General features: G+C 71.2%; 17 protein-coding genes and 2 pseudogenes. All 19 read right to left on the bottom strand.

Going from position 1 to position 11,079, the window contains the following annotated elements:
• Window positions 1–827 (bottom strand): annotated as a pseudogene (locus tag WCS02_RS12765) (hypothetical protein); the annotation flags it as partial.
• 485 nt (window positions 828–1,312) lie between these two features.
• A complete protein-coding gene (locus WCS02_RS12760) occupies window positions 1,313–1,441 on the bottom strand; it encodes a hypothetical protein (RefSeq protein ID WP_340293783.1) in 129 nt (42 codons plus the stop codon).
• Window positions 1,442–1,553: 112 nt separating this feature from the next.
• A complete protein-coding gene (locus WCS02_RS12755) occupies window positions 1,554–2,315 on the bottom strand; it encodes a hypothetical protein (protein WP_340293781.1) in 762 nt (253 codons plus the stop codon).
• A 250-nt stretch (window positions 2,316–2,565) separates the two neighbouring features.
• Window positions 2,566–3,414: a type I methionyl aminopeptidase gene (gene map, locus WCS02_RS12750; RefSeq protein ID WP_340293779.1), complete on the bottom strand. Its 849-nt coding sequence runs from the start codon at window positions 3,412–3,414 to the stop codon at window positions 2,566–2,568.
• 30 nt (window positions 3,415–3,444) lie between these two features.
• Window positions 3,445–4,020 (bottom strand): adenylate kinase, encoded by a 576-nt coding sequence (locus tag WCS02_RS12745; RefSeq protein WP_340293777.1) that lies wholly within the window; start codon window positions 4,018–4,020, stop codon window positions 3,445–3,447.
• The gene (secY, locus tag WCS02_RS12740; RefSeq protein ID WP_340293776.1) at window positions 4,017–5,324 is read right to left on the bottom strand and encodes a preprotein translocase subunit SecY; all 1,308 of its coding nucleotides are present in this window, start codon (window positions 5,322–5,324) and stop codon (window positions 4,017–4,019) included. Before secY ends, WCS02_RS12745 begins: the two co-directional genes overlap by 4 nt.
• A 157-nt stretch (window positions 5,325–5,481) precedes the next feature.
• On the bottom strand, window positions 5,482–5,934 hold the full coding sequence (gene rplO, locus WCS02_RS12735) for a 50S ribosomal protein L15 (protein WP_340293774.1): 453 nt from the start codon (window positions 5,932–5,934) through the stop codon (window positions 5,482–5,484).
• Between the two features lies 1 nt (window position 5,935).
• On the bottom strand, window positions 5,936–6,109 hold the full coding sequence (gene rpmD, locus WCS02_RS12730; RefSeq protein WP_340293786.1) for a 50S ribosomal protein L30: 174 nt from the start codon (window positions 6,107–6,109) through the stop codon (window positions 5,936–5,938).
• Between the two features lie 59 nt (window positions 6,110–6,168).
• Window positions 6,169–6,828, bottom strand: coding sequence for a 30S ribosomal protein S5 (gene rpsE, locus WCS02_RS12725; RefSeq protein ID WP_340293772.1), 660 nt, complete (start codon window positions 6,826–6,828; stop codon window positions 6,169–6,171).
• Between the two features lie 55 nt (window positions 6,829–6,883).
• Complete coding sequence (gene rplR / locus WCS02_RS12720; RefSeq protein WP_340293770.1) at window positions 6,884–7,273, bottom strand: 50S ribosomal protein L18; 390 nt, start codon at window positions 7,271–7,273, stop codon at window positions 6,884–6,886.
• Entirely contained in the window at window positions 7,273–7,812 is a 540-nt protein-coding gene (rplF, locus tag WCS02_RS12715; RefSeq protein ID WP_340293768.1) for a 50S ribosomal protein L6, read from the bottom strand. The genes rplR and rplF overlap by 1 nt, the downstream gene beginning before the upstream one ends.
• A 27-nt stretch (window positions 7,813–7,839) precedes the next feature.
• Window positions 7,840–8,238, bottom strand: coding sequence for a 30S ribosomal protein S8 (gene rpsH / locus WCS02_RS12710; protein ID WP_340293766.1), 399 nt, complete (start codon window positions 8,236–8,238; stop codon window positions 7,840–7,842).
• A gap of 109 nt (window positions 8,239–8,347) precedes the next feature.
• Window positions 8,348–8,533: a type Z 30S ribosomal protein S14 gene (locus WCS02_RS12705; RefSeq protein WP_340293763.1), complete on the bottom strand. Its 186-nt coding sequence runs from the start codon at window positions 8,531–8,533 to the stop codon at window positions 8,348–8,350.
• 16 nt (window positions 8,534–8,549) lie between these two features.
• Window positions 8,550–9,167, bottom strand: a complete 618-nt coding sequence (gene rplE, locus WCS02_RS12700) for a 50S ribosomal protein L5 (RefSeq protein ID WP_340293760.1) — start codon at window positions 9,165–9,167, stop codon at window positions 8,550–8,552.
• Window positions 9,164–9,559: a 50S ribosomal protein L24 gene (gene rplX, locus WCS02_RS12695; RefSeq protein ID WP_340293757.1), complete on the bottom strand. Its 396-nt coding sequence runs from the start codon at window positions 9,557–9,559 to the stop codon at window positions 9,164–9,166. The genes rplE and rplX overlap by 4 nt, the downstream gene beginning before the upstream one ends.
• Entirely contained in the window at window positions 9,559–9,927 is a 369-nt protein-coding gene (gene rplN, locus WCS02_RS12690; RefSeq protein WP_340293755.1) for a 50S ribosomal protein L14, read from the bottom strand. Before rplN ends, rplX begins: the two co-directional genes overlap by 1 nt.
• Before the next feature lie 7 nt (window positions 9,928–9,934).
• On the bottom strand, window positions 9,935–10,252 hold the full coding sequence (gene rpsQ / locus WCS02_RS12685; RefSeq protein ID WP_340293753.1) for a 30S ribosomal protein S17: 318 nt from the start codon (window positions 10,250–10,252) through the stop codon (window positions 9,935–9,937).
• Window positions 10,253–10,254: 2 nt separating this feature from the next.
• Window positions 10,255–10,485, bottom strand: a pseudogene (gene rpmC, locus WCS02_RS12680) (50S ribosomal protein L29); the annotation flags it as partial.
• Window positions 10,485–10,904, bottom strand: a complete 420-nt coding sequence (gene rplP, locus WCS02_RS12675; RefSeq protein WP_340293751.1) for a 50S ribosomal protein L16 — start codon at window positions 10,902–10,904, stop codon at window positions 10,485–10,487. The pseudogene rpmC and the gene rplP, both read right to left, overlap by 1 nt.
• Window positions 10,905–11,079: the final 175 nt, after the last annotated feature.

Here is an 11,079-nt window from a genome sequence, read left to right as displayed (position 1 = left end):
GAGCCCGCCCCCCGCGCCAGCAGGCCGCGGGAGTCGAAGCGTCGCGCGGCCCGGCGGGCCAGCCGGCGGGCGGCGGCGTCCTCGCCGAGTGCGAGCCTCACCCGCGCCAGCTGGTGCTCGGCCTCGGCCTGCTCGTAGCTGTTGCGGTGCCGCCCGAAGGTGGCGGCCGCCTGCTCCAGGTCGTCGGCGGCCTCGACCAGCAGCCCGGCAGCGAGCAGCACCTCCGCGCGGTTGGCCAGGCACTTGGCGGCGAGCACCGGCGACAGCGCACCGAGGACCGGCGCGACGGCCTCCAGGCCCCGCAGGGCGGCGGGGAGGTCGCCGGCGAGCATGAGGCAGTAGGCGAGGTTGGCCGACGCCATGGCGGTGGCCAGGTCGGAGCCGGTGCGCCGGGCCAGGGCGAGCGCCGCCTCGAAGTCGGCCCGGGCCCCGACCAGGTCGCGCGCCTCCATGGCGACGACCCCGCGGTTGAGGTGGACCGTGCAGCGGGTGTCCTCCTCCTCGGCGGGCACGAGCTCCAGCGCCCGGTCGAAGGCGCGTCGCGCGGCCCGGTCCCCGCTGCGCTGCAGCAGCAGCCCGCGGTTGATCTCGACGCGGCCGCGCAGGGCGTCGTCCACCGCCGGGTCCGCGGCCACCTCGTCGAGCAGGGCCATGCCCTCCTCCACCGACGTCGTCACGGCGACGTGGTACGCCTGGTGGACGAGGATGCGCGCGCGCAGGGCCGGACCGGGACGGGCGTCCAGCGCCCTGGCGGCCCACCGCCGGGCCGCCTGGTCGTCCCCCACCTCGGCGGCGGCGACCGCACGCTCGAGGAACGTCTCGGCCACGCCGGATGGTCCCGCCGGGAGCGGCCGGGTGTCCAGCACCGACCGTGGGCGTGGGGCCCGGTGAGACGCCGCGGCACCCGCGGAGTCGTCGTCGACCGAGCCGGTCCCCCAGCCCGATGCCGAAGGCGACCGCGCAGCCGTTATCGACCGCGCCGGTCCCCCGGCGCGACGCCGAGGGCCACCGCGCAGCCGTCGTCGACCGAGCCGGTCCCCCGCCCGACGCCGAGGACCACCGCGCAGCCGTCATCGACCGCCCCGGTCCCCCACCCCTACGCGAGGACCACCGCGCAGCCGTCGTCGACCGAGGCGGTCCCCCGCCCGACGCCGAGGGCCAACGGGCCGCCGTCGTCGACCGAGCCCGTCCTCAAGGACCCGGTCGTCGCCGTCCGAGGACCGGGGCCAGCCGGTGCGACGGGCGGCGACGGCCGCCGTCTCTGCTCACGCCAGCGCCGGCACCCCCTGAGGAGCGGGGCCCGCATCCGCCGTCAGACGACCGGCCGGGTGAACCCACCGGTGGGGCGCGGCCCGGACTTCTCCGGGGTCAGCACGTCGTCGTCGACCGGCACGCCCTCCTCCTCCGGCTCCGGCGGGGTCGTGTCCTGGGGCTTCGGCATCCGTGGTCCTCCTCCTCGTGGGCACCGGGCGGGCCCCGGTGCTCCTGCGACGAGGAGGCGCCCGACCGGGGCTTGATACCTGCGGCCCGGGCCGGCCGCGCGGGTCAGCGGGTCAGCGGGCTCTGAAGAAGCGGGCGGGCCCTGACGCCGACTCGACGTCGGCGGACGACGCGAGGGACGGGGACGCGTAGGGCAGGTAGGACGTGTACGGCAGGTAGGACTTGTAGGGCAGGTACGACGCGGCGGTCCCGGCCTCGTACGGCAGGTAGGACTTGTAGGGCAGGTAGGACTTGTAGGGCAGGTAGGACTTGTAGGGCAGGTAGGACTTGTACGGCAGGTAGGACTTGTAGGGCAGGTAGGACTTGTAGGGCAGGTAGGACTTGTACGGCAGGTAGGACTTGTAGGGCAGGTAGGACTTGTAGGGCAGGTAGGACTTGTACGGCAGGTAGGACTTGTAGGGCAGGTAGGACTTGTAGGGCAGGTAGGACTTGTACGGCAGGTAGGACTTGTACGGCAGGTAGGACTTGTAGGGCAGGTACGACGCGGCGGTCCCGGCCTCGTACGGCAGGTAGGACTTGTAGGGCAGGTAAGACTTGTAGGGCAGGTAGCTCTTGTAGGGCAGGTAGCTCTTGTACGGCAGGTAGCTCTTGTACGGCAGGTACGACTTGTACGGCAGGTACGACGCCGCTGCGGTCCCCGCCTCGTACGGCAGGTAGCTCTTGTAGGGCAGGTACGACTTGTACGGCAGGTACGACGCGGCCGGGGCAGACGTGGTCGCCGACGCCGGGGCCGCCGTGAGCACGGCACCCCCCAGCAGGGCGGTCAGCAGGAGGGCGGAGACGGCGAGGACACGGGAGCGCAGGCGAAGGAGCACAGGGACGACCTTTCACGCGGTGGCACGGACCTGGACAGGCACAGGGCACCAGCAGCACCCAGCCCTGTCAATCGCGGGAACCGGCCTGTGACCAGCACTCTCACCAGCACGGACGCCGATCTCACGGCCCGTGACCACGCTCTACCCGGTCGGCCCAGGGCGCGCTCCCACGGACGGCCCAGAGCCGCTGCGCCCCGTCGCTCGGCGCGCGCCCGCGCCACCCGCCCGGCGGGCGGTGCCGGTGCAGCGGTCAGACGTCGACGAGGGAGGACACGGCCACCCCGGCGGCACCGAGCCGCTCGGCCCCGCCGTCGACGGCCGTGAGCACGAACAACCCGTCCGGCAGCACCGCCACCGAGTGCTCCGCGTGCGCCGCGCGCGAGCCGTCCAGGGTCACCACGGTCCAGCCGTCGGCCAGGGTCCGGGACGCGGGCGAGCCCACGGTGAGCATCGGCTCCACCGCGACGCACAGGCCCTCGCGGACCTTGGGCGAGCGCCCCTGGGCCCGGTAGTTGAGCACCTCGGGCGGCTGGTGCATGGCCGTGCCGATGCCATGGCCGGTGTACTCCTCGACCAGGCCCCAGCGGCCGTCCTGCTCCTGGGCGACGAAGTCGTCGACGGCCTCGCCGACCCGGCCGAGAGGTGCTCCGACCCGCAGCGCGGCGATCCCGCGCCACATCGCCTCCTCGGTGGCGGCGACGAGCTCGCGGTCGACGGCGGAGGAGACGTCGCTGCCGTCCTCGGCCGGGACCACGAGCGAGACCGCGGAGTCCCCGTGCCAGCCGTCCACCACCGCGCCGCAGTCGACGCTCAGCACGTCCCCGGCCCGCAGCACCGCGGAGCCGGGGATGCCGTGGACGACCTGCTCGTTGACCGACGTGCACACGGTCTTGGGGAAGCCGTGGTAGCCGAAGAAGTTCGACGTGGCGCCGGCGTCACGGATGACGCCGGCCGCCACCGCGTCCAGGTCGTCCGTCGTCACGCCGGGACGGACCGCGAGGCGCACCTGCGCCAGCGCCTCGGCCACGACGAGGCCGGCACGGCGCATGGTGCGCACCTGCTCGACGGTCTTGTACTCGATGCGCTCGCGCCCGAACATCAGGTGGACCTCGCCCGGGACCGCGGCACGTCAGACGGCGTCGACGCCGATGGCGGCGAGCAGCCGGGCGGTGACGTCGTCCATGGCACCCATGCCGTCCACGCGGACCAGCAGGCCACGCTCGGCGTAGAGCTGGGCCAGGGGGGCCGTCTGCTCGGTGTAGACGTCGAGGCGGTGGCGGACCACGTCCTCGGTGTCGTCGCTGCGGCCCTGCTCCTGCGCCCGCCGGGTGAGCCGCTGGACGACCTCGTCGGTGTCCGCGGTGATCTCCACGACGTGGTCCAGCCGCGAACCCTGGGCGCCCAGCATCGAGTCCAGCTGGGTGACCTGGTCGGCTGTGCGCGGGTAGCCGTCGAGCAGGAAGCCGTCGACGGCGTCCGGCTCCGCCAGGCGGTCGGCGACCATCGCGTTGGTCACCGTGTCGGGGACGTACTCCCCCGCGTCCATGTAGCTCTTCGCCGTGACCCCGAGCTCGGTGCCCTCGGTGACGTTGCGGCGGAAGATATCGCCGGTGGAGATGGCGGGGACGCCCAGCCGGCTCGCGAGCCTGGCGGCCTGGGTGCCCTTGCCCGCGCCGGGGGGGCCCAGCAGCACGAGACGCGTCACCGCAGGAACCCCTCGTAGTTGCGCTGCTGCAGCTGCGACTGGATCTGCTTGACGGTCTCCAGGCCGACCCCGACGACGATGAGGATCGACGTGCCGCCGAAGGGGAAGTTCTGGTTGGCGTCCACGAGCACGAGCGCCACGAGCGGGATGAGCGCGACCAGGGCCAGGTAGATCGAGCCCGGGAACGTGATGCGCGTGATGACGTAGTCCAGGTACTCCGCCGTCGGGCGGCCGGCACGGATGCCGGGGATGAACCCGCCGTACTTGCGCATGTTCTCCGCGACCTCGTCCGGGTTGAACGTGATGGCCACGTAGAAGTAGGTGAAGAAGATGATGAGCGCGACGTAGGCGAGCATGTAGAGCGGGTGGTCGCCGCTGACGAAGTACCGGCCGATCCACGCCGCCCACTCCGACTCCGGCGAGAACTGGCTGACCAGCGCCGGCAGGTACAGCAGCGAGCTGGCGAAGATGACGGGGATGACGCCCGCCATGTTGACCTTGAGCGGGATGTACGTGCTGGTCCCGCCGTAGGCCTTCTGGCCCACCATGCGCTTGGCGTACTGCACCGGGATGCGGCGCTGGCTCTGCTCGACGAGGACGACCAGGACGACGATGACCAGGCCGATGGCGATGACGAGCAGCATCGTCTCGAACGAGCGCTGCGTCGCGATGCTCCACAGCGAGCTCGGGAACGTGGCGGCGATCGAGGTGAAGATGAGCAGGGACATGCCGTTGCCGACGCCCTTGGCGGTGATGAGCTCGCCCAGCCACATGATGAGGCCGGTGCCGGCGGTCATCGTGGTGATCATGAGCAGGATGACCGGGAGGCTCTGGTCCGGGATCGTCGGGAAGGCGTCCGGGCTGCACGCGCCGCCGAAGATGGCGTTGGTGCGGGCCAGCGAGACGAACGTCGTCGACTGCAGGATCGCCAGGCCGATGGTCAGGTAGCGCGTGTACTGCGTGAGCTTGGCCGTGCCGGTCTGGCCCTCGGCCTTGAGCTCCTCGAACCGCGGGATCACCACGGTGAGCAGCTGCACGATGATGCTCGCGGTGATGTACGGGAGGATCCCGAGCGCGAAGATCGACAGCTGCAGGAGCGCGCCGCCGCTGAACAGGTTGATGAGGCCGAAGACGCCGGTCGTCTCGACGAGCGCCAGGCACTCGCGGACGTTCCCGAAGTCGACGCCGGGGGTGGGGATGAAGGACCCGAGGCGGAAGATCGCCATGATGCCGAGCGTGAAGAGGATCTTCGCCCGGAGATCTGGGGTCCGGAACGCGCTGACGAACGCGCCGAGGCTGACCACGACTACCTCCTGAGGGGCCCGGGACGGGGCACGGGGACGGTCTGGCCGCCCGATGGACCGGGACCGCCCGGCGTCCCGGACCCTAACACCAGGACCGGGGCACGAGGCCCCGGTCCTGGGTGGGTGCGGGACGCCGGCGGTCACCGGCGGTGGGACGTCAGACGGTGGTGGTGGACCCGCCGGCTGCCTCGATCTTGGCCTTCGCCGACGCGGAGAACTTGTGCGCCGAGACGGTCAGGGCCGAGCTCACGTCCCCGGTGCCGAGCACCTTGACGGGGGCGTTGTCACGGACGGCGCCGCGGGCGACCAGGTCGGCCGGGGTCACGGTGCCACCGTCGGGGTAGAGCTCCGAGAGCCGGTCAAGGTTGACGACCTGGAAGGTCACCTTGAACCGGTTGGTGAAGCCGCGGAGCTTGGGCAGGCGCATGTGCAGCGGCGTCTGACCACCCTCGAAGGCGGCGGAGACCTGGTACCGGGCGCTGGTGCCCTTGGTGCCACGGCCCGCGGTCTTGCCCTTGGACGCCTCACCACGACCGACACGGGTCTTCGCGGTCTTGGCGCCGGGGGCCGGACGCAGGTGGTGGACCTTCAGCACGTGCTCGTCGGCCATGTCAGTCGACCTCCTCTACGTGGACCAGGTGCGCCACGGTGATGACCATCCCGCGGATCTCGGGACGGTCCTCCTTCACCACGGTGTCACCGATGCGCTTGAGACCGAGGCTGCGGACGGTGTTCCGCTGGCCCTGGGTCCCGCCGATGGTGCTGCGGGTCTGCGTGACCCGCAGGTGCTTGCCGGTGACCGCGTCGTCGGCCTTGCCGGAGATGTTGAGCACGACGTCCGCCATCAGCTGGCCTCCGCCCGGGCACGGAGCAGACGGGCCGGGGCCACGTCCTCGATGGGCAGGCCACGGCGCGCGGCCACGGACTCCGGCGGCTCGAGGCCCTTGAGGGCCGCGACCGTCGCGTGGACGATGTTGATGGCGTTGCTGGAGCCGAGGGACTTGCTCAGCACGTCGTGGACGCCGGCGGCCTCGAGCACCGCACGGACCGGCCCGCCGGCGATGACGCCGGTACCGGGGCTGGCCGGACGGAGCATGACGACACCGGCCGCCTTCTCGCCCTGGATGGGGTGGGGGATGGTGCCGGCGATGCGCGGGACGCGGAAGAAGTTCTTCTTCGCCTCCTCGACGCCCTTGCTGATCGCCGCGGGCACCTCCTTGGCCTTGCCGTAGCCGACGCCGACCATGCCATCGCCGTCGCCGACGACGACCAGGGCGGTGAAGCTGAAGCGACGACCACCCTTGACGACCTTGGCGACGCGGTTGATCGCGACGACGCGCTCGACGTAGTTGCTGCGCTCCTCGCCGCCACGGCCGCGGTCGTCACGACGACCGCCGTCACGGCCACCGCGGCGCGGCTCGCGGCCGCCCTCGGGGCCACCGGTGCCACCGGCGGTGCCGCCGGCCCCGGGGGGGCCGCCGCGACGCTGCTGGGGTCCTGCCATCAGAGGGTTCCTTCCATCGGGTGCACGGGTGCTGCGCAGAGGTCCACGGAGAGGCTCACAGCGACAGGCCCTTCTCGCGGGCACCGTCGGCCACCGCGGCCACGCGGCCGTGGTACTTGTTGCCGGAGCGGTCCAGGACGACGGCGGTGACGCCGGCCGCCTGGGCCCGCTCGGCGACGAGGGCGCCGACGGCCTTGGCCTTGGCGGTCTTGTCCGCCGTGCTCGCCCGCAGGTCGGCCTCGAGGGTCGAGGCCGAGGCCAGCGTGCGGCCCGAGGTGTCGTCAACGACCTGCACCACGATGTGGCGCAGGGAGCGGGTGACCACCATGCGGGGGCGCTCGACGGTTCCGGAGACGTTCTTGCGGACGCGCTGGTGACGGCGGCTGCGGGCCGCGACACGGCTCCGTCCGCCGCGGCGCGAGCTGCGCTCGACGACAGTGGGCATTACTTCTTCCCAGCCTTTCCGACCTTGCGGCGGATCTGCTCGCCCTCGTAGCGGATGCCCTTGCCCTTGTACGGGTCGGGCTTACGGAGCTTGTGGATGTTGGCCGACACCTCGCCGACCTGCTGCTTGTCGATGCCCAGGACCGAGAAACGGGTCGGGCTCTCGACGGTGAAGGTGATGCCCGCCGGCGGGACGATCGTCACCGGGTGGCTGAAGCCGAGGGCGAACTCGAGGTTGCTGCCCTTGGCGACCACGCGGTAGCCGGTGCCGTGGATCTCCAGCTTGCGGGTGTAGCCCTCGGTGACGCCGGTGACCATGTTGGCGATGAGGGTGCGGGTCAGACCGTGCAGCGACTTGGAACGACGGTCGTCGTCCGGCCGGGCGACGGTGATGAGGCTGCCCTCGTTCGTCACGGTGATGGGCTCGGCCACGACGTGGCTGAGCTGGCCCTTGGGTCCCTTGACGGTGACGGTCGGGCCGTCGAGGCCGACCTCCACGCCGGAGGGGACGGGCACGGGGTTCTTGCCGATGCGCGACATGTGTCTCTCCTCAGCTCCGCTCTACCGTCACCAGACGTAGGCGAGGACTTCCCCACCCACGCCCTTCTTGGCGGCCTGGCGGTCGGTCAGCAGCCCGGACGACGTCGACAGGATCGCGACGCCGAGGCCACCGAGGACCTTGGGCAGGTTGGTCGACTTGGCGTACACGCGCAGGCCGGGCTTCGACACGCGGCGCAGGCCGGCGATCGAGCGCTCGCGGGACGGGCCGAACTTGAGGTTCAGGGTGAGGGTGCGCCCCACCTCGGCCTCCTCGACGGTCCAGCCGGCGATGTAGCCCTCCTGCTTGAGGATGTCGGCCACGCTCGCCTTGAGCTTGCTGAACGGCATGGAGACGTCGTCGTGGTACGCCGAGTTGGCGTTGCGCAGACGCGTGAGCATGTCTGCGATCGGATCGGTCATCGTCATCGGGCTGCTGCCCTCTCCCGCCGCGGTTTCCGCTCTCGCGGACCTCCGGCGTCCTTAGGTCTCTAGGTACGTGGGGTGGTGCTGTGGTGCCGGGCGCCAGGCGCCCGGGTCACCAGCTGGACTTGGTGACGCCGGGCAGCTCGCCGGCGTGCGCCATCTCGCGCAGGCAGATGCGGCACAGCCCGAACTTCTTGTACACCGAGTGCGGTCGCCCGCACTTCTGGCAGCGCGTGTAGCCGCGGACCTTGAACTTCGGCTTCTTGGCAGCCTTGTTGATCAGGGACGTCTTCGCCATGGTCGGTCTCCTCCCCTCAGCTGACCTGGAAGGGGAAGCCGAGCTTGCGCAGCAGGCTCCGGCCCTCGTCGTCGATGGTCGCGGACGTCACCACGGTGATGTCCATGCCGCGCACGCGGTCGACCCGGTCCTGGTCGATCTCGTGGAACATCGCCTGCTCCGTGAGACCGAACGTGTAGTTGCCGCGTCCGTCGAACTGCTTGGGCGACAGGCCGCGGAAGTCGCGGATACGGGGCAGCGCGACCGACAGGAGCCGGTCGAGGAACTCCCACATGCGGTCGCCGCGCAGCGTGACGTGCGCGCCGATCGGCATGCCCTCGCGCAGCTTGAACTGCGCGATGGACTTGCGGGCCTTGGTGACCTGCGGCTTCTGGCCGGTGATCGCCGTGAGGTCGCGGACGGCCCCGTCGATCAGCTTGGAGTCGCGGGCCGCCTCGCCGACGCCCATGTTGACGACGACCTTGACGACGCCGGGCACCTGCATGATGTTGGCGTAGCCGAACTCCTCCAGCATCGCCGGCAGGATCTCGTCCAGGTAGCGCTGCTGAAGGCGCGGCTTGGTGCCCGCGACGTTGCCGGTGCCGCCCGCGGGGGCGACCTCGGTCTCGGTGGTCTCGGTGGTCTCGGTGCTCATGCGATGTCCTTGCCCGAGCGCCTGGCGACACGGACGCGCACGTTGCGCTCCCGACCGCCGCGCTCCTGCTTCTCGACACGGATGCCGACGCGGGTGGCCTTGCCGGTCTCCGGGTCCACCAGCGCGACGCGCGACACGTGCAGCGGGGCCTCGGTGTGGACGAGGCCGCCGGTGCTGGAGCCGCGCCCGGTCGAGCCGGGCTTGACGTGCTTGGTGACCCGGTTGACGCCCTCGACGAGGACGCGCTTGGTGTCGGGGAACACGGCGAGGACCTTGCCGGTCTTGCCGCGGTCGCCCTCCACCGTGGTGCCGTCCTTCTTGGTGCGCGAGCGCGAGCCGGCGATGAGGACGACGGTGTCGCCCTTCTTGATGCGGAACTTGCCCTCAGCCATCAGAGCACCTCCGGTGCCAGCGAGATGATCTTCATGAACCGCTTGTCGCGCAGCTCGCGGCCGACCGGCCCGAAGATGCGCGTGCCGCGGGGGTCGCCGTCGTTCTTGAGGATGACGGCGGCGTTCTCGTCGAACTTGATGTAGCTGCCGTCCGGACGACGACGCTCCTTGACGGTGCGCACGACGACCGCCTTGACGACGTCACCGCGCTTGACGTTGCCACCGGGGATCGCGTCCTTGACGGTCGCGACGATGGTGTCGCCGATACCGGCGTACCGGCGGCCGGAGCCACCGAGCACGCGGATGCAGAGGATCTCCTTCGCACCGGTGTTGTCGGCGACCTTGAGCCTGGACTCCTGCTGGATCACTGGTGCCTCACTTAGCCTTCTCGAGGACCTCGACCACGCGCCAGCGCTTGGTCGCGGACAGCGGGCGGGTCTCCATGATCAGGACCAGGTCGCCGATGCCGGCCGCGTTGGCCTCGTCGTGCGCCTTGACCTTGCTGGTACGCCGCAGGACCTTGCCGTACAGGGGGTGCTTGACCCGGTCCTCGACGGCGACGACGGCGGTCTTGTCCATCTTGTCGCTGACGACGTATCCGCGGCGGGTCTTGCGGTTGCCGCGCTCGGGGGTCGACCCGCTCGCCGCAGCCGCCTGGACGGCGCCGCCGGCCTCGGTGCTCTCGGTGCTCATGATGCGACCTCCTGGGTGGTGATGCCGAGCTCGCGCTCGCGCATCACGGTGTAGATCCGTGCGATGTCTCGCTTGACGGCCTTCAGGCGGCCGTGGCTCTCGAGCTGGCCGGTCGCCGAGGCGAAGCGCAGGTTGAACAGCTCCTCCTTGGACTTCCGGAGCTCCTCGACCAGCTTGGCGTCGTCGAAGGTGCGCAGGTTCGGGGACGCGAGGTCCTTGCTCCCGACCGACATCAGCTCTCACCACCCTCTCGCTGCACGATGCGGCACTTCATGGGCAGCTTGTGCATGGCTCGGGTCAGCGCCTCCTTGGCGACGTCGTCGCTGGGGTAGCTGAGCTCGAACATGACGCGGCCCGGCTTGATGTTGGCGACCCACCACTCCGGCGAGCCCTTGCCGGAACCCATGCGGGTCTCGGCGGGCTTCTTGGTGATGGGGCGGTCCGGGTAGATGTTGATCCAGACCTTGCCGCCACGCTTGATGTGGCGGGTCATGGCGATACGGGCGGACTCGATCTGCCGGTTGGTGACGTAGGCCGGCTCGAGCGCCTGCAGGCCCCACTCGCCGAAGGTCACCTGGGTGCCGCCCTTGGAGGCACCCGAGCGGCCCGGGTGGTGCTGCTTGCGGTGCTTGACGCGACGCGGGATCAGCATGGTCCTCAGCCCTCCTGGTTCGTCGGGGAGGCGACGGCGGCGTTGTCGGCGCCGGCGGGCAGGGCCTCGACCGCCGGGGAGGCGGACTGGCCGGGCTCGACGGCACCCTCGGTGCGGGGGCCGCGGTCGGTGCGCACGGGGCGCTCCGGGCGGTCGCCGCGGACGGGACGGCGGC

Source organism: Aquipuribacter hungaricus (assembly GCF_037860755.1).
GTDB lineage: Bacteria > Actinomycetota > Actinomycetes > Actinomycetales > JBBAYJ01 > Aquipuribacter > Aquipuribacter hungaricus.
Note: the sequence above shows the minus strand (reverse complement) of the source record. Positions and strands in the feature narration are given on the sequence as shown.

Coding starts and splice junctions, on each gene's coding strand:
- WCS02_RS12760 (WP_340293783.1), bottom strand. CDS start 1,441: ATGCCGAAGCCCCAGGACACGACCCCGCCGGAGCCGGAGGAGGAGGGC.
- map (WP_340293779.1), bottom strand. CDS start 3,414: ATGTTCGGGCGCGAGCGCATCGAGTACAAGACCGTCGAGCAGGTGCGC.
- rplO (WP_340293774.1), bottom strand. CDS start 5,934: ATGGCCGACGAGCACGTGCTGAAGGTCCACCACCTGCGTCCGGCCCCC.
- rpsE (WP_340293772.1), bottom strand. CDS start 6,828: ATGGCAGGACCCCAGCAGCGTCGCGGCGGCCCCCCCGGGGCCGGCGGC.
- rplR (WP_340293770.1), bottom strand. CDS start 7,273: ATGCCCACTGTCGTCGAGCGCAGCTCGCGCCGCGGCGGACGGAGCCGT.
- rplF (WP_340293768.1), bottom strand. CDS start 7,812: ATGTCGCGCATCGGCAAGAACCCCGTGCCCGTCCCCTCCGGCGTGGAG.
- rpsH (WP_340293766.1), bottom strand. CDS start 8,238: ATGACGATGACCGATCCGATCGCAGACATGCTCACGCGTCTGCGCAAC.
- WCS02_RS12705 (WP_340293763.1), bottom strand. CDS start 8,533: ATGGCGAAGACGTCCCTGATCAACAAGGCTGCCAAGAAGCCGAAGTTC.
- rplE (WP_340293760.1), bottom strand. CDS start 9,167: ATGAGCACCGAGACCACCGAGACCACCGAGACCGAGGTCGCCCCCGCG.
- rplX (WP_340293757.1), bottom strand. CDS start 9,559: ATGGCTGAGGGCAAGTTCCGCATCAAGAAGGGCGACACCGTCGTCCTC.
- rpsQ (WP_340293753.1), bottom strand. CDS start 10,252: ATGAGCACCGAGAGCACCGAGGCCGGCGGCGCCGTCCAGGCGGCTGCG.
- rplP (WP_340293751.1), bottom strand. CDS start 10,904: ATGCTGATCCCGCGTCGCGTCAAGCACCGCAAGCAGCACCACCCGGGC.